Origin of the sequence: Streptomyces sp. BF23-19 (assembly GCF_041106355.1) — a bacterium.
In the GTDB taxonomy this organism is placed as follows: Bacteria; Actinomycetota; Actinomycetes; order Streptomycetales; family Streptomycetaceae; genus Streptomyces; species Streptomyces virginiae_A.
Genome location: NZ_JBGBPT010000133.1, coordinates 1 through 16947, shown reverse-complemented (window position 1 = coordinate 16947; position 16947 = coordinate 1). Strand labels below are relative to the sequence as shown.

Here is a 16947-nt window from a genome sequence, read left to right as displayed (position 1 = left end):
CGTCGGCGGTGAACAGGGCGCCGAGGGCCTGGGGGTCGGTGCCGTTCCAGGCGCGGGCCCAGGCGGCGGCGATCCCCTGCAGTCCGACGGCCGGATCGTCGTCGCGGGCCGGTACGCGGGCGACTGGGCGCTGGCCCGGTACAACACCAACGGCGCCGCGGACACCTCCTTCGACGGCGACGGCCGGCTGACGACCGACTTCGGCGGCCCCTCCGAGCAGGCCTCCCAAGTGGCCCTGCAGCCCGACGGGAAGATCGTTGCCGGCGGGGTCGTCGGCCAGGCCAACAGCCTCGCCGCCGACCGCGGCGTGGCCCGCTACCTCGGCGGTGGCGGCACCACGCCCCCGCCGCAGTCGGCGGACCTGTCCGTCACCAAGTCCGGTACGACGACGGTGAGCATCGGCGACCAGGCGACGTACACGGTCCGGGTGACCAACGCGGCCTCCTCCACGGCGACCGCGACGGGCGTCTCCCTGACCGACGCCCTCTCGGGGGCCGGCGGCACCCTGATCTCGGCCGTGCCCTCCCAGGGCACCTGCACCACCACCGCGACGGGCGCGACCTGCGCCCTGGGCAGCCTGGCCCCCGGCGCGAGCGCCACGGTCACCGTGACCGCCGAACCGCGCACGACCGGCACCCTGCGGGACACCGCGTCCGTGACGGGCTCCCCGCAGGACCCGAACACCGGCGACAACAGCGCCACCGCCACCACCTCGGTCAACAACGCCCGGGGCTGCACGATCGTTGGCACGTCCGGCACCGACACCCTCACCGGTGGCTACGGCAACGACGTCATCTGCGCGCTCTCCGGCAACGACACCGTGCGTGCGGGCTTCGGCAACGACACCGTCTACGGCGGCCCGGGCAACGACAATCTCGACGGCGGCTTCGGTGACGACACCATGAACGGCGACCGCGGCAACGACGTCCTCACCGGCTACTACGGCAACGACCGCCTGACCACCACCGACGGCGTGAGCGCCAACGACACCGCCAACGGCGGCTCCGGCGTCGACACCTGCACCACCGACACCGGCGACACCCGCATCAGCTGCCCCTGACGGATAGCCAACCGCGCACCCCCACCAGCACCGGCCGGGCGAAACCCCGGCCGGCGCCGGGGCGCAGCCCCGCCGGGCCTGCAGGCCATGACGAGTCAAGAAGCGAGGGCCCACACACCGCAGGACGGCCCCCCGAAGCCACCCCACCCCGACACCCGGAGTCTCGCGCAGCTCGCGGCCCGGCTGTCGTGGATCTCGGCCCGGCACACGCACCGGAGGTCGATGTCAGCCCGGGCAGGAGCCGGCGCAGAGGGAGCCGATGGTGTAGGTCCCCGCGAGATTTCCCCTGTTGCCGGCGGTGGTGCTGCCGATCCGATTCGTGTAGTTGACGTTGTGGTAGTAGTGGAACCTGCTATTGGTTCGGTTGTAGACGGACCGGGTGTTCGTGCCGGCTCGCATCCATGAACACTGGGAACGGGTGTCGGTGGAGTTCTGGGACCACTGGCATTTCTGTCCGCCTCCGTCCCTCTCCGAGTAGAAGCAGATCCAGCCGGACGCGCAGTTGTCGTAGCCGCTGATCGAGACGTCGTCGGCCTGGGCCGCGGGCGCGAGTGCAAGCGCTGCACCGACGAGTCCGGTCGTTACGGCCAGGGTGAACTTTGTCCGACGGTTCATTACCCCTCCTTCGACTGAGGCGAGATTGCCGTGGCGGCCTGCACCGTCGAGGCTCGGGCTGCCACCGAGAAGTCTGGTGGGTACACCGATTGAGCGGCTACGGATGAATCAGCCAGTTCGTTGAACTTCGTTCGCCATAAGGCATGTTCGAGGCTCTTCGTGCCATCAGAGCCGGAACTCCCCATGTGAGCGGTTTGTCGTCCACCGATTCCTGAGGGGCCGTTCGTACGAGCCGGATCGGTAGTGCTCCACTTCGCACCGAGGTCAATCGGTGGTGCCACAAACGCGGGGGAGAGGTGTCAGATGCTCGTGAGCTCGGACGATGGCCCGTCGAAGGCTAGGCCGGCTGGTTGTCGGACGAGAGCACGATCATGGCTGAACCTGAAGGAGGTCTTGCCCGTCGTCGACTGTCGGCGCGGGTCGCCGGGGCGCGGGCGCCGGGGCCGAACTGCCCGAGCTCGGTCATCAGCGCGACGCCGGTCTGGATCTCGTCCGCGCTCCAGCCGGTGATGTCGAGGAACAGGCCGTCCAGCGGGCCGCCGACCAGTTCGGCCTAAAGGGTGTTGCAGAAGGTCTGTGTTGGGCAGGCCTATGTGCCGCCTGACCTGCTGTTTCACCGAGCCATGGCGAGGTTGTGCATGGTGGCGACTGCTTGGACGGCGTGGTGGAGGCCATCTCCTTTCTGGCGGCAGTCGCGGAGGATCTTCCAGTTCTTCATGCGGGCGAAGGTGTGCTCGACGCGGGCGCGGACCCTGCGGTGTTCGGCGTTGTCCTCTTCCTGACCGCGCAGGAGTGGGCGGCCGGCCCTTCTGCGGTGCGGGACGATCAGGCCGGTGCCCAGGTAGGCGCCGTCCGCGATGATCGTCGTCCCGGCTGCCGCGGCCGGCAGATCCGACTCCCGCCAGACGTGGGCATCGGCCTTGTTGCCCGGCGCGGGACGCGCCGATGCGACGACCAGGCGGCTGTCCGCGTCGATGATGACCTGCACGTTCGCGGAGAACCGGTAGTTCCTCGACGAAGCGCCGACCGTGCGGTCGCGGACGGGGATGAGGGTGCCGTCCACGATCCACAGCCGGTCCACGTCGGCGACCGGCCGTGGGGCCGGCTCCAGTGCCGGCAGTGGTCGCAGGCGCTGGATGACCCGGCAGACGGTGGCCGGGGAGATCCCGAAGAGTGGGGCGAGCTGCCGCATCGTGAGGTTCGTGCGGTAGTACACATCCACCAGCAGCACCGGTCGGGCAGTGGCAGGCACCAGGGACGGCCACCGCCGGGCCCGTTTCCGCCCCGCTCCCGCACCACTTTCACCAGCTTCGCGAACCGCTCGATCCGCAAGCCCGTGAACGTCTCCACCCACACCGGGCTCAGCCCGCAACACCCCACCCATACACGGAAATGCCCAAGACTGAGCCTTCTGCAACGCCCTTTAGTCGACGTCGGTGAACTCGACCCGGAGCTGGTCAGCTCGGGTTCCGCCGTCCTTGAAGTAGATCTCCTGCAAGCCCTCGGCGACGATCGCGCGCAGCTCGCGGTCGTCGGGGCCCTGGGCGCGGGCGTCGAACAGGCGCTGCGCGTAGGCGGCGGGGAGGCGGACGGTGAGGCGGCGGACCCGACCGTCGTCGGTCGTGCCGACGGGGGCGGTGTAGCCGAACCGGGCTCGGGTCTCGACCGTGATACCCGTGCTGGTGGCGGCCTCCTTGCGACGGCGGCCACGGACCACCGGCTGCCAGCGGGCCCGTACGACCATGTCGATACGGGCGGCGACGGCCTTGGGCGGGGGCTTGCGGTCGCCCTTGCGGTAGCGCTCCACCGACCGCCGACCACCGCGGCGCGACCCGCGCGTAGCAAGTGACGGGCCGCACCGGTCGCCTTCGAGAAGAAAATCTGCCAGATACGCGCAGCCCGGACGACCGCCGTCACCAGCGCAGGCGCGTAATCCGGGCCGTGATCCCGCAGACCGACAAGGCCGCCGGCCTTCGATCGCCAGGCCGAATAGCAGCGCAACAACGTCGAACGCGGGTTGACGATGATCCGAAGGAAACGGCCTGGAACGGCCACAGCGCGCCAAGGCACCTTGTCTGGTCCAATGGTCGTATGGCAACGGGAACCTCGCGGCCCGGTGCGAGAAGCAGACAGCTGCACCGAATTGTCAAGCGACGAGAGCCATCACCAACCCGAGCGCATGCTCCATTGGGTACCTGGCAGGCCGGGCAACGCCACCGGGCAGTGGAACGGAAGTCTGGCCCAGCCAGAGCACCGTCTGCCGCGCCCGAACGCCCTGGAAAAGTGAGCCTTTGGGAGCGCCTGGAACGCACTGTAAGCCTCGTGGCCACCATGGCTGCTATAGCTGTTGCCGGATTCACCTGGGCCTCGATATCGCAAGTCAACAACGAGCAGTCCATTACCCAGGAAGGGCAAATTGCCGAGCGTTACAACAATGCCGTTGGTAACCTTGAAGGGGAGACGGCCGATGTTCGCCTCGGTGGCATCTATGCTCTGCAGCGCATCATGAACGACTCAGCCAAGGATCAACCGGCGGTGATCGAAGTACTCTCGGGGTACGTCCGAGTCCAAACCGACCCGGCGAAGCTGGGTAAGAAGCTTCCGCCGAAACCTCAAGCTGACGTGGGTGCAGCGCTGCGAGTGCTTCGGTACCGGGATGCGACCCGAGATGGCGACGGCCGCATAGACCTGTCCAGTTCCCATCTCGCCAACGCGGATCTCTACGGAGCGGACTTGGTTGTATCGAATATGAGTGGCGTGAACTTGGATGGCGCGGTCCTGACCCTCGCCGAGTTGGAGCGGGCCTCTCTGGGAGGCGCCAAGCTCAGGGGTACGATCCTGGATCAGGCTCACATGAGTGAGACAATACTTATTGACGCCGATCTGACGAGGGCCGATTTGAGCTACGCGGAGCTCCCCGGCGCCTTCCTGCAAAAGGCAGATCTTTCCTACGCAAACTTAAGCAAGGCCGAATTGTCAGGTGCAGACCTGACTGAAGCTAATCTGACGTGCACCGATTTGAGGGGCGCCATATTTGTGGGTCCTCAAGGCCCTTATGTGAGTTTCCCAACCATCACACCGAAGCAGCTCCTCTCTGCTCGAATTGATTTCACGACGATACTCCCTCGCGAATTGACGGACATACCGGAGCTGGAAGCAAGAATGCGAGCCGTTACTGCTGGTCGGGACAACTGTCCAAAAAATGAGTAGGCGTCGCAGTCGCAATGCCCCGCAAGGTTTCATATCTGCAGCACATGAGCTAAAAGTCCCCCTGGTCACCCGCTACGACAGCGAAGAACACCAGTGGGACCCGCCCGCGCCCTTGCTCTTCCGGTACAACCGCGGCGGCGAACCCTCCGTCATCCACTCCCAGACCATCCGGGAGATCCTCAAGGAGACCGCCGCCTTCACGCGGCTGACCGACGCCACCGGCCGCCCGCTGGTATTCACCCCGCAGGACTTCCGCCGGATGTTCATCACCGACGCCATCCGCACCGGCCTGCCACCCCACATCGCCCAGGTCATCGCCGGCCACGCCGACATCAACACCACCATGGGCTACAACGCCGTCCACCCCACCGAGACCATCGAAGCCCACCGCGCCTTCATCACCCGCCGCCGCACCCTGCGTCCAGCCCAGGAGTACCGCGCCCCCACCGACGCCGAGTGGGAAGACTTCCTCGGCCACTTCGAACGCCGCAAACTCTCCGTCGGCACCTGCGCCCGCGCCTACGGCACCGCCTGCATCCACGAACACGCCTGCGTCAGATGCTCACTCCTGAGACCAGACCCCGCCCAACAGGCACGGCTCGTCGAAATCCGCGACAACCTCATCGCCCGCATCGCCGAGGCGGAGCGCGAGGGCCGGCTCGGCGAGATCGAAGGTCTGCGGGTTAGCCTGGCCGGCGCCGAGGACAAGCTCGGTCAGATCAACCGCCGGGCACAGACAGCCCCCATCAGCCTCGGCATGCCTACGACCAGGAGCACAGACCGTGAGTAGCGACGCAGACCGAGAAGACCTCGGGCGCGATCCGAGCACGTGGACACTCGACCAGCTGCAGATGTTCATCCAGAATGCCCGTGGTCAGCAGCTTGAGACAGCACGCGTCGCGGCGCAGGGACATGCCTACTACTCAGCTGACCCACAAGAAACCCGCCGCCAGTGGGCGAAGCTGTCGTTGCTCGCCAATCGGCTCATGCTCCCCGACGGCGAGGGACACCTGAAGCGGGTAACCCAGCAGGACTTCATGCTCCGGATGTGGGTGATCGACAGGCTGGGCCCCGACGACACTGACCCCGACTGGAGCCCCGACGCGCTGGCGGCCGACACGCTTGACGCACTGACGATCACGCCCGCACAGGCTGCCACCCTCGCCGACGGATGGCGCGACCTGGCCATCGAGCAGATCCGCAAGCTTCGGTGCCACAAGAACCTGACGTCCCATCTGGAGACCCTGCTCGGCTACCTGGCACCTGGACGCACCCGCGATCAACTCCTGGCCTGGACCTCTACCCGCCGATTGCTGCCCTGACTTGCCGGCCAAAACCAGGGAATCCCAACATCCGGGATCCAACTCGAAGTTCAGAGAACTGACCAGCCCGAATGACAGGTTTCCGGCCCATAGCGGTCGCGCCACGGCCCTCACCGCCTTCCGCTCCTGTCCTGGACTTCCAGCTCACCGCCTCCGGGTGGTGATCGCATCCCTACGGCGGCGTAACCGATTCGCCTTATTCGAATGCAGTTCGATATTCTCGAGAGGAAATCCGGCCAGGAGAAGGCGCAGCGCGAACGGGAGCGCGCCGACTTCGCCGATGGCTGGCTGCCCCGCGTCTAGCACCGCCCTGGCGTTGCTGCGGCTCGGCACGGAGGAGTATTTCCGCCGGTGTGGAGGGGTGCTTCAGGGGGGAGGGTCCCACGCCTCGGGGCCTGCGCCTCACCATTCCACGAAGTCGGGGTCGGTGAGGTCGACGTCCTCGGCGTTCTCCAGCCCGGCGTCGGCGAGGAAGACCCGGATGTCGGACGGGCGGTGCGCGACCCCGATGGCGACGCCGTCGTAGCGCACCCGGCGCCATCCCTGCTCGTCGGGCGGGTAGACAATCAGCTGGTCCAGGGGCTTGGTGATGGTCTGCGGCCCGTTCCAGAACTTGCACCGGTTGCACACCGTCGACGCCCCGAATGCGTGTGCAGGTGCGGCGGCTACAGCTGAGGACCCCGGCGGCCATGCCACCGAGGTCCTCAGCATTGCTGGCTCATCTGCCGGCTCCGTATTCGGCTGAGCGCTCATGCCTTCAGTCGGCCTTGGGCCGCCAAGTCGATGCCAGCACCGTTGCCGTACGGCCACCGCCCCACCAAGCCGCGAGAGCCGTTACGAGGGTTCCGAGCACCACAGCCGCCACCAGTGGTCCTGAGATGGTGATCCCCTGGGCGGCGTCCAGGGCGGGAGTGACAGCCCCACCCCTCCGGATACCTCACCCCATCGGCATACCGCAGGGATCATCAACCGTCACCACCGAGGACAACCCGAAAACCTCAGTACGGATCTGAGCCGATAAGGATTCGTGCGCGGAGGACGATGTCCCTACCCTTGGCCGCAGCGGGGGTGCGCGCGTCCCCGTAGGTCGCGGAGCCGTGGCAGAGCGGTCCATTGCGATCGCCGTGGGCGAGGTCCCGCCCGCGGTGACTGACGGAGACGGGGCGGACCTGCCCCCAACTGTCTCGCGGGTTCGAATCCCGTCGGCACTGCGGCCGACCACCACCGGAGGGGAAGCGGACCCCGGTCCGTACCCCTCCGGCCGTGTCGGGTGTCGGCCGGTCCTGGGCGCCCCCGCGCCGCGCTCGGTGCGGCTGGGCGGAAAATTGGTGTGTGACGCAACCATCTGCCCAGGTCACGTGTTTTCTGAGGCTGAACACCGGCTGCGAGAATAGCTGCCGACCCGCTCCTCGGAGGGCGTCAGCACCTGTCCACTTGTCGCCGTCCAAATGAGCGAGATACGGCGACCCGGTGTTTCCAAGCCCACGTGTCAGCGGCGTTGAGCATGGCGAGTCTTCCAAGAGGCTCGTGGACCCGGCGGGCACGGGCAGGTTCCGTTTCTTCCTGCTGCCGTCCTCCATGTGTATGGCGAAAGGAGGGGCCGCGACCTCTCCGCCGCCGGAAGGCATCTCGGTCCGGCCCACGGCAATGGTCGCCCCGCCGTGCTACGCCGTCGACGCAACGAAGCGTTGCCGACGGCGGGGTGGTTGGCCGTCCTGAGGCCGATCACGGCTGCGCGCCGGTCTCGGCACGTCGAAACGGACGCCTGGGCGGTACCTGCGGTGCCGGAAACGTCCAGCAGCACGGCCATGGAGACGGCCAATGCAGTGGCAGGGGTTGCTAAGTCACAGCACTTTCGCTTTCACCGGGCCGGGCTCGAAGAGGTCGGCACCGACGAGGGCGTAACCGGCCGACCCAGAGCCGAAGACGGCGTTCCGCACGGGGCGCCGGGAACGAGGTTCGGGTCCGTGCCGGGGGCGGCGGTCGTGTCCGGGCCGTCCGAAGGGTGCTCGCCGCCGGTCCGGCACCACGGCGGCGTGCGGTCCTTGAACTGCTGTTTTCCGTCGGCCTCCACGGATGCCCCCAGGGGGCTGCCCGCCGCGTCGAAGGCCTGCACCTGAACCTGCTGACGGATGCTCGCAGGGACGAGTACGGCGAAGAAGCGCGTGTCCGGCGCGGTCGGGGTCTCGACGGTCTCCGTCTCCGGTCCCGAACCGCCGGGGAGCACCACCTTGACCCGTGCCGCACCCGGCGGGGCGACCCCGACGACCGTGAACGGCTCGTCTGCCGCCCTCCCCGCGCTGCTCGACGATGCCGCGGCCCAATGGACCGAGGCGTCCCCCGTGGGAAAACACGCGGCGATCCCGATCAGCACGTTCCGAGAGACCAAGCACGCCTGGCCCTTCCGGCCATCGGCCGAACCCACCTGCCACTCGACCCCGGCGTGCGTCCCGCGCGCGACCCGGTAGACCTTGCCGGGCACCGTCTCGTAGCCCTGCAGCACCACGCTCGGTGACTCGATGGAGGAAGCCGCCGGCCTCTCGGACGCCTGCCCGCCGCCGCCCGGCAGCGCGACCACGACTCCGACCGACGTCGCTGCCACAGCGGCGAGCGACGCACCCACCATGGCCCGGTTCCTGCGCCGACGAAGACGGACGGCCGTCTCGACGCGGGCGAACGGATCACCCGCCAGCCGGTACCCGTCGACCACCTCGTCGATCGATTCCTTCAGCACCCGCTCAGCACCGTTCATGCCGCTCATCGCGCGGCCTCCCCTCGGGTCAGACGAAAACCGGACACCGCTTCAGGAGCCGCCTGGAGCGCGGCCGTCCCGCGAAGCGCCGAAAGCCCTCGCGAAGCATGGGACTTCACGCTGCCGACCGAGCACCCAAGCAGCTCCGCGACCTGGCGTTCCGACAGGTCCTCGACGTAGCGCAGCACCACGACCACGCGCTGACGCGCGGGCAACCGCGCCAGAGCGCGGCGCAGTTCGTCACGCTGTGCACTGCCGTGGCCAGGATCGGACTCGGGATGACTCGCGACCTCCGGGACGCGCCCGAGGACCCGCTCGCTCCACCAGCGGCGCCGCGCGGCCGTCACGGCCAGGTTGACGAGCGTGCGGCGGACGTACGCCTCGGGCCGCTCGACCGCCACCCGGCCGCGCACGCGCCAGAAACGGACCAGCGCTTCCTGTACGAGGTCCTCCGCGCGGCCGACGTCCAACGTCAGGCCGTACGCGAAGCGCACAAGAGGCCCCCAGCGGACCCGTGTGAATTCGGCGAACTCTGCGTCACCGACAGCACCTTGCATGTGCCCTCCTTGATGTTCACCCTCTTGACGACCTGGACCGACGGCGAGGTTGAGTGATCTGGGACACACGTGCGGGCGCAGGCCCAGAGGGCCGACCGCGAGGTCGACCGGGGCCCGCCTCCGCTCCGAAAGGGGCGGCCCGAGGATCATCCTGGTGTCTGCAAGGTAGTCCTGGAGTGCGCGCTTGAACTCGCGTACCATCGCCGCTCGCTCCCCGCCCTTGCCGCGGGCTGGGTGATCTGACTGATGCCGAGTGGGAACGTCTTCGGCCGTTCCTGCCGGTCAGCAATAGGCGTTGCGGTCGGTCGCGGAATCACCGGCAGGTGATCGACGGGATTCTGCACCGGGTTCGGACCGGGGTTCAGTGGCGTGACCTGCCCGAACGGTTCGGGCCGTGGAAGACCGTCTATGAACGTCACCGGCTGTGGTCGGCCGACGGGACGTGGGAACGTCTGCTCCAGCAGGTCCAGGCCGCAACGGATGCGGCGGGCGAGATCGACTGGGACATCTCGGTCGACTCCACCATCGTGCCGGCACATCAGCATGCGGCGGGTGCCCGCACCGACCCGCCGCCAACTCCCACGTCAAAGGGGGCCGAGCCAACAGAACATCAGGACGAACCGCGTGGCAGAGCCTGCATGCCCGCCTGGTGGAGGTGGTGCGGGAGGTGAGGGCCTGGGCCGCTCACGCAGCGGGTTCACCACCAAGCTCCACCTGAGCGCGGACGGCCGCTGCCGCCCACTGACCCTGGTCACGCAGGGGTACTTCAGATGCATGCCTCCCACCTTCAGAGACAGTCGCGCCGAACTCACCCTCGACCCCACCCCCTGCACCCACACGACTGACCCCGAGCCACCCAACCACCCCGCGGCCCCGGACCAGCGTCCGGGCCGCCCCCATCGCCCCGCACTACCGAGTGACACGACGCGCCCCCGGGTGCATGGCACATGAGAGCCACCCGCGAGCGGCGAGCATGGGCGGGCCGAGGATGGCCTGCCGGATTCGGCCTCGGGGGGCGGGAAGCCGGTGCGGGGGCAGGTGTCGGCGATGGATGCTGTCGGCCGGGGAGGTGCCCGGCGACGTGTGACGGCAGCCGGGTCCTGCCCCCGGCCGACAGCGCCACGGGGCTGGGAGCGGCCGGTCCGAAGCCGCTCCTCGCAGTCGCCATTGCACCCTCCTTCCAGGTGGGGCATGTTGTTGACGCGCGCGAGCGCGGAGGTGTCCCACCCGGACAGCGGGTTCCTGCCGCGCACCTTCCGGGTTCGGAAGGACACGCCGAAGTGGTCGATGTCGGTGAACTCGACCCGGAGCTGGTCGGCTCGGGTTCCGCCGTCCTGAGCCACCGGCCCGGGAGCCGCTCACATCAGCGGAGGAAAGCCGCACGTGTACTGGTACGAGTCGTCCGGATCGACGGCGGGGGCGCTCTTCACGCCGCGCGCTGCCAGGAGGATGAGCCCGGTCACGAGCATGAAGACTCCGACGCCGAGGCACCACCCCACCCCGGTTGTCGGGCGGGCTCGCGACGTCGGGCCACCGGTGTGCATGAACAGCCCGATGAGCAGGAGCAGCATGCCGAGTGCGGCGGTGCCCGCGAATGCCCGCTTCAGCCCGTCGGTGCTGTCGGTCGGATCCGGCCCAGGCAAGGCCGCGGCCGACGGCGGCACCGGGTTGCTGATGCCGCCGTCGAGCTGGGTTGCGCCCTGGGCAACCTGCGGCCGGCCTGCGGCTTCGCCGTTCTCCTGTGGGACGGGATGGCGGTCGAGGACCTGGCCGACGGCGAGCAGCGCCGGGGCGAGCGTCACGTCCTCGACGTGAGTGTCCTGGTCGGCTTCGGCCGCCGCGAGTTCCACCTGAAGGCCGACCAGGTCCTCGCGCAGCCGGGCGGACTCCACACGGAGCCGGTCGCGTTCCTGCCGCAGGGATGTCGCCTCCGCGGCCGAGTCGTCCAGCAGGACGCGGATGGCCTGGATCCTGTTCTCCTGCGTGAGCAGGTCCTGACGGAGGCGCGCTTCTTCCTCCTCCCCCGCCCGCACCTGCTCCTCGTGTTCGGCTCGCACCCGGTCGAGCCGGGCGTCGAAGGCGGTGCGGTCGCGTCGGCGGGCGTCCTGTTCCGCTTCGATCAGGGTGTTCAGGCGGGTGGTCTCGCGTTCGTCGTGCTGTCGTTGCGTGCGGAGCCCGTCCTCGGCTGCTGCGAGGGCCTGGCTCGTCGTCTCGTGCCGGGCCAAGAGGTCGTCGTGGTCGGCCTGCTGCCGGCGGTGCTCGCTTAGGGCGTCCTCCAGCCGGGCACGGACCCGGTCGTGGAGGACGACGGTCTCCTCGTAGGCGTCGGCCATCACCAGGCGTTCGGCGAACGCCGGATGTGCCTCCCCCAGGGCCGCGGTGTGCAGGCGCAGCGACAGGGCCCGGACCTCCTCGCTCGCACCGCAGAGCTGGATGATCGCCTCGACCGTGGAACGGTGGGGAAGCCGGTCTCCCGACAGGTTCTTCGACAGGGCCGAGGCGCTCATGGCCACACCCGGGGCGACGTGCTTGCTGGCCAGGTCCGCGGCCCCGATCAGGGACCGCAGGTGTTCGACGAGCGCCAGCTTGTGCGGGCGGTTCCTGAATACCTCCTGCTTCAGCGGGTTGAGCGGCCGGCGGGCCGGCCGCCGGGGCTCTCCGCCCGCGGGTCCTTCACCGCCGGTTCCCTCCTCGGCAACACCTGTCATGCCTGTTCTCCCAGTTGACAGTTACGGAAAGAAGATCGTTGCCCTTGGCGCACCCGCCGCTGCGACGCGACGCTCGCACCACACCCCGCCGCACGCCGCTCCAGCGGCAGACCGGCGGGGGTGACGTCCTGCGACCTTCCATGTACTGAGGAGAACCATCGTGTCGATCCGTCGTGCCCCGCGGGGCAGCTTTCCCGTAGATCTCGCCGTGTTCCTGGCGATCCTGGCCACCGGCGTCGTCCTCGTCCTCGTCGGCCACGTCTCCCCCGAGGCACTCGCCGGTTACGCCTCCGCGCTCGCCGGCCTCTACGCGGCCTGGCACCACCGCCCCCGGAGCGAAGAAGCCCCGCGGCCCCTTCCCGAAGCCCCGCCCGCACCCGAGCGGTAGAGACCGTCACCCCACGCCACCCCATCTGCAGGCGGTGCACCAACCGGCCCGTGCGGTGCCGGAGACGCGCGTGCCCGGGGTGGCGGAAGACAGATAAGAGGCCCCGACCGGCGGGGGGGCCGGGCGGAGCGGTCAAGGGGTGAGGCGGGAAAGGGCGGTCGCCAGCCGGGTGCTGTCATCCGTCCTGCACGGTCAGAAGGAGCATCAGGGCCTTGGAGTGGGTGGTCCCGAGCCCGGTGGCCACCGCCTCGGCGGACACGCCGTCCTCCGCCACCCGCGCCGGCCGCCTCCCGCCCGACGCGGGTGGCGATCCGCTCCAGCACACCGACGGCGCGCAGCGCGGCCGGCGGCGCGTCCGCGGTCGTGGCGGTCAGCCGCTCGGCGACCTCGACCAAGAGGGCGGCCAGCGGCTCGGGGAGCCGTGCCGCCTTGTAGCGGACGAGGGACAGGTGGGCGTTCCAGTCCGCGAGCGGCCCGGTCAGATCGACGCCCGCCTCGGCGTCCTGGGGAGCAGCGGGCGCAGGTGCTCGGTGTGCGACGAAATCGTGTGAGACCGGCGCCGCTCCACTGCGGAGCACGGAACGTCCACTCCCACCGTCGATTTGCGCGCCACTCCCGCCCCGCGTTCCACTCCTGCGGTCCCCCGTAGCCGGTGTGCGGAGTGCGGCTGCGTCCTGGTGCTGAACCGAGCCGAGCCGAACCCCCGGTGCAAGCCGTGCCGAGTGGAGCACGAGGATATGCGCGCCAACTACCCAGCTTCAGCGGGACGGCCCGCGGTGTGCGCCGGGTGGGACCGCAAGTGATGCACCCGTCCGGCGCTCGGCTCCACCGGCATGTGCGTCCGGTGCCGAACCCATCGGACGGAGTGGGCCGCTTCGTGAACCCCCACTCCACTGTGAAAGCTGCGCCGTCCCCGGACGAGTGGCGTCGCACCCAGCAGCGCCGCGTTCCGCACCTCGGGCGCCGACATCCGAGGGGGCAGCAGAAAGTCGGGCGTAGGAGGCAGTGCGTGGCCGGAAATGGTGTTGTCTCTCACCGGGGTCCCCGTTGACCAACCTCCGCGCGCGCCGGACCACGGCCGGCGTCGACCGGGCGGGTCGGGACGCCCGGAGTTGATGCGTGGCCCCGGCCGGGGTTCCCGCCGCGTGGCGTGGCTGGGCGGTGCCGGCCGTCCGCATAGCGGACGGAATGGATGGCTCCACGGGGGCGCGGTCGGGGGTGGGCCTTTTCGGTCAGGATGGAATCCGTTACTCAGGGTAAGTGGTGCCGCTCGACGGCTCCTTGTGCCCCCGGTCCCCCTTGCCCCGTCCACCCCGCGCCGAATACGCAACCGACAGGAATTAACACGGCCGCACCCCGGGTAGCACGAAAGATTTTCCGATCTGTGACCGCAACGCAGCAAAACAAGTCCGAAAATGATGGGTTTACTTTGACTGTTGAGCGATGGATCCGTGAATGTCGTTCACATGTCCGACACATCCCGAGCCACCCCCGGTGGCCCTCTGCGCCTGCGCGACTTCCGACTGCTACTCGCGGGAGCCGCCACCGGACAGCTCGGTGCACAAGTGACCGTGGTGGCGCTGCCGCTGGTGGCCGTCCTCGAACTCGACGCTCCCGCCTTCGAGGTGGGCCTCCTGACCGCCGCGGAGACCGCCGCCTTCCTGCTCGTGGGCCTGCCCGCCGGAGCGCTCACCGACCGGATGCGCAAGCGTCCCCTGATGATCCGCGCGGACCTGCTGCGCGCCGTGGCCATGGCCAGCATCCCCGCTGCCGCCCTCGTCGGCGCCCTGACCATGGCCCAGCTCTACGTGGTCGCGCTCGTGACCGGCGTGGCCACCGTGTTCTTCGACGTCGCGCACCAGAGCTATCTCCCGCAGATCCTGCCCCGCGACCAGCTCGTGGCCGGCAACGGCGCCCTGGAGACGGTTCGTTCCACCGCCCACGTGACCGGTCCCGGGATCGGCGGCGGACTCGTCCAGCTCGTCGGGGCGCAGTTCGCGGTCATCGTCGACGCCGTCGGCTACCTGCTCTCCGCCCTCTTCCTCCAGCGGGTCCGGCGGACGGAGGAAGCACCCGAGCCCGCGGCCGCGGGAGGCTCCCTGCGCAAGGAGATCGGCGAGGGCGTCCGCTTCGTCTTCGGCCATCCGCTGCTCCGCGTCATCGCCCTGACGACCGGCCTCGCCAACTTCTGCACGGCCGTCCTCATGGCGACCCAGACCGTGCACCTCGTCCGTGTCGTCGGACTGCAGGCCGGCGGGCTCGGGCTGGTGCTGTCCGCGTCGGCCGTGGGAGGTCTCCTGGGCGCCGTGTGCGCCGGACGCCTCGCGGCCGGCCTGGGGCAGGCCCGGGTCATGCTCCTGTCCGTCCTCGTGACCGGCCCGTTCGCGCTGCTGTGGCCCCTGTCCGGGCACGGGCTCCTCGGAGCCGTCCTGTTCGCCGCCGGATCGGCGGTCGTCTCCTTCGGCGCGGTCGTCTACAACGTCGCCCAGGTCAGCTTCCGCCAGGGCATGTGCCCGCCGCGGCTGCTCGGCCGGATGAACGCCACCCTGCGTTTCCTCATGTGGGGCACCCTGCCGCTGGGCGCCCTCCTCGGCGGAGCCCTCGCCCAGTCCTACGGATCGCGCACGGCCCTCGCCTGGTGCGCCGTCGGCATCCTCGCCGTACCCCTGCCGCTGCTGTTCTCCCCACTGCGCCGCATGCGGGACCTGCCCGGACCGCACGACGACGCGGACGCCGGCGCCGAACCCGGGGCACCGCGCGCCACCGCCACCGACACCGACACCGTCGACGGTGACGAACGGCCCACCCCCGCGCCCACCCGCTGACCGCCCCACCCCGGCCGCCGCCAGGCCCCCGGCCACCCCAGGCCCCCGCCCCGCACCCGTACGGCGACCGGCAACGCGACCCCCCGCGCGGGCCCCGCCCGCCGCCACCGACCACTCACCGCCCCGTCCGCAGGGGCCGCGCCACCCGTCCGCGCGACTGCGGCAACGACGAAGAGGACCACGTGCTCAGCATCACGAGTCAGTACCTCGCCCGCTACCGGCGCCTCACCGGCGACCGGTCCGACACCGTACTGCCGGTCACCGGAGCGCAGCGCCGCTTCCTGCTGGTGCGTTCGCTGGACCCCTCCGGACGCCCCGACCTGGTGCCGATGTTCTTCGCGTTCCCGTACGGAACCGTCGACCCCGAACGCCTGCGGGCAGCGGCGTCCAGGCTCGCCGCACGGCACACGGCCCTGCGCTCACGGCCCGCCGTCACCCGCGGCACCCCCGTCCTGCGCGTCGCCGACCCGGACGTCGACCTGGCGCGCCCGGCCCTCCTGCCGGGGGAATCGGCCGCCGACGCGCTGCGCCGCGCGCTGGACTCCTGGGACGGCCAGGGTCCCCCCTTGAGGCTCTTCCTCGTACGCGACGAGGAGCACGAGGAGGAGATCCTCGCCGTCGCCCTGGACCACGCCGTCTGCGACGGCCGTTCCCTGGCGCGGATCGTCGACGAACTCGGCGCCGCCTACAGCGAGGAGGCCATCGGTTCCCCCGTCGCACCGGGGGAGACGGACGCCGAACTCGCGGCCTACCGCGACGCGGTCCTGAGCCAACTCGCCGCCGAGGAAAAGGCGGAGACGCCCGAGGCGGCCGCCTACTGGGCCGGCCGGCTGCGCGCGCTGCGGGTCCACGCCCCGGCGCGCGGTCCGGCCCGCGTTCCCGAGGGCGCACGGCCCAGCGGCGCCGCGCAGGCCCGGCTGCCTGCGCACGACGGCGGCGTGTCCTTCCCGGCACTGCTCGACGCCTGCCGCTCCGCGGCCCGCGAACTGTACGGCCCCGGCCGCACGGTCCCGCTGGGCTACCCCTGGGGCGGCCGTCCCCCGGGCGCGGGGCCGGTCGTCGGCTGCTTCCTGAACACACTCGTCTTCCCTGCCGACACCGGGCAGGCGGAGGGACCCGGCAGAGGAACCGACCAGGAGGCGCTGGCCGACGCCTGGTGGGACGACCTCGACCGGGCCGACGTACCGTTCGACGCCGTCGTGACCGCCGCGCGGGCCGCCGGCTCCGCCTGGACCGGAGGGCTCGACGGACTGCTCACCGTGGACGACGACAGCCGTCGTCCGCCCCTGGTACTGGCCGGTGTCGAGGGCCGGGAGGTCCATGTCGACGGCAGACCCGTCCGCGGCCCCTTCGCCGTCTCCGTCACCCAGGGGGCGGAGATCCGACTGCGGATGGTGTGGGACCGGGCAGTGCTCGACGACGAGAGCGCGCACCGCGCGTTCGACGCGCTCACCCACGCGCTGCGCCCCTCGGAGCGCACCGTGCAGTGACCGCGCCGCGCCGCCGCCCC

The 16947-nt window shown here is 70.1% G+C and carries 12 protein-coding genes and 5 pseudogenes; 9 read left to right on the top strand and 8 right to left on the bottom strand.

Translation table 11 applies throughout. From position 1 onward, the window contains the following. Positions 1-1060 (top strand): annotated as a pseudogene (locus AB8A24_RS40995) (calcium-binding protein); the annotation flags it as partial. Between the two features lie 225 nt (positions 1061-1285). On the opposite strand, the gene AB8A24_RS40990 reads toward AB8A24_RS40995, so the two are convergent. From AB8A24_RS40990 to AB8A24_RS40975, 4 genes and pseudogenes are all read right to left on the bottom strand, one after another. Further along, positions 1286-1675, bottom strand: a complete 390-nt coding sequence (locus AB8A24_RS40990; RefSeq protein ID WP_328965424.1) for a peptidase inhibitor family I36 protein — start codon at positions 1673-1675, stop codon at positions 1286-1288. Positions 1676-2012: 337 nt separating this feature from the next. After that, positions 2013-2225: pseudogene (locus tag AB8A24_RS40985) on the bottom strand (hypothetical protein); the annotation flags it as partial. A 63-nt stretch (positions 2226-2288) separates the two neighbouring features. Then, positions 2289-3055 (bottom strand): annotated as a pseudogene (locus tag AB8A24_RS40980) (transposase). A gap of 43 nt (positions 3056-3098) precedes the next feature. Further along, positions 3099-3491: pseudogene (locus AB8A24_RS40975) on the bottom strand (XRE family transcriptional regulator); the annotation flags it as partial. Between the two features lie 515 nt (positions 3492-4006). On the opposite strand from AB8A24_RS40975, the gene AB8A24_RS40970 reads away from it, so the two are divergent. From AB8A24_RS40970 to AB8A24_RS40960, 3 genes are read left to right on the top strand one after another with little or no spacing between them, the layout of a single operon-like run. Continuing rightward, entirely contained in the window at positions 4007-4885 is an 879-nt protein-coding gene (locus AB8A24_RS40970; RefSeq protein ID WP_369479041.1) for a pentapeptide repeat-containing protein, read from the top strand. Next, positions 4878-5675, top strand: coding sequence for a tyrosine-type recombinase/integrase (locus AB8A24_RS40965; RefSeq protein ID WP_369479040.1), 798 nt, complete (start codon positions 4878-4880; stop codon positions 5673-5675). Before AB8A24_RS40970 ends, AB8A24_RS40965 begins: the two co-directional genes overlap by 8 nt. Further along, positions 5668-6207, top strand: a complete 540-nt coding sequence (locus AB8A24_RS40960) for a hypothetical protein (RefSeq protein ID WP_328965423.1) — start codon at positions 5668-5670, stop codon at positions 6205-6207. Before AB8A24_RS40965 ends, AB8A24_RS40960 begins: the two co-directional genes overlap by 8 nt. Before the next feature lie 402 nt (positions 6208-6609). Here the strand turns inward: AB8A24_RS40960 and AB8A24_RS40955 are convergent, their stop codons facing one another. The 3 genes from AB8A24_RS40955 to AB8A24_RS40945 all read right to left on the bottom strand — a co-directional run bounded on the left by AB8A24_RS40955 (position 6610) and on the right by AB8A24_RS40945 (position 9516). Then, positions 6610-6837: a hypothetical protein gene (locus tag AB8A24_RS40955; RefSeq protein WP_328965422.1), complete on the bottom strand. Its 228-nt coding sequence runs from the start codon at positions 6835-6837 to the stop codon at positions 6610-6612. 1231 nt (positions 6838-8068) lie between these two features. Then, the gene (locus AB8A24_RS40950) at positions 8069-8968 is read right to left on the bottom strand and encodes a hypothetical protein (protein ID WP_369479039.1); all 900 of its coding nucleotides are present in this window, start codon (positions 8966-8968) and stop codon (positions 8069-8071) included. Continuing rightward, positions 8965-9516, bottom strand: coding sequence for a SigE family RNA polymerase sigma factor (locus AB8A24_RS40945; RefSeq protein WP_369479038.1), 552 nt, complete (start codon positions 9514-9516; stop codon positions 8965-8967). Before AB8A24_RS40945 ends, AB8A24_RS40950 begins: the two co-directional genes overlap by 4 nt. Positions 9517-9746: 230 nt before the next feature. On the opposite strand from AB8A24_RS40945, the pseudogene AB8A24_RS40940 reads away from it, so the two are divergent. Continuing rightward, positions 9747-10269 (top strand): annotated as a pseudogene (locus AB8A24_RS40940) (IS5 family transposase); the annotation flags it as partial. Between the two features lie 605 nt (positions 10270-10874). On the opposite strand, the gene AB8A24_RS40935 reads toward AB8A24_RS40940, so the two are convergent. Then, positions 10875-12224 carry a hypothetical protein gene (locus tag AB8A24_RS40935; protein ID WP_328965419.1) on the bottom strand — a complete coding sequence of 450 codons (1350 nt, stop codon included), beginning with the start codon at positions 12222-12224 and terminating at the stop codon, positions 10875-10877. A gap of 160 nt (positions 12225-12384) precedes the next feature. Between AB8A24_RS40935 and AB8A24_RS40930 the strand changes: the two genes are divergently transcribed. From AB8A24_RS40930 to AB8A24_RS40915, 4 genes are all read left to right on the top strand, one after another. Continuing rightward, positions 12385-12612 carry a hypothetical protein gene (locus AB8A24_RS40930; protein WP_369479037.1) on the top strand — a complete coding sequence of 76 codons (228 nt, stop codon included), beginning with the start codon at positions 12385-12387 and terminating at the stop codon, positions 12610-12612. Positions 12613-12824: 212 nt separating this feature from the next. Further along, positions 12825-13163 (top strand): hypothetical protein, encoded by a 339-nt coding sequence (locus AB8A24_RS40925; RefSeq protein ID WP_328965417.1) that lies wholly within the window; start codon positions 12825-12827, stop codon positions 13161-13163. Between the two features lie 915 nt (positions 13164-14078). Continuing rightward, positions 14079-15437, top strand: a complete 1359-nt coding sequence (locus AB8A24_RS40920) for an MFS transporter (protein WP_369479036.1) — start codon at positions 14079-14081, stop codon at positions 15435-15437. A gap of 182 nt (positions 15438-15619) precedes the next feature. Next, positions 15620-16927, top strand: a complete 1308-nt coding sequence (locus AB8A24_RS40915) for a condensation domain-containing protein (RefSeq protein ID WP_369479035.1) — start codon at positions 15620-15622, stop codon at positions 16925-16927. Positions 16928-16947 lie beyond the last annotated feature (20 nt).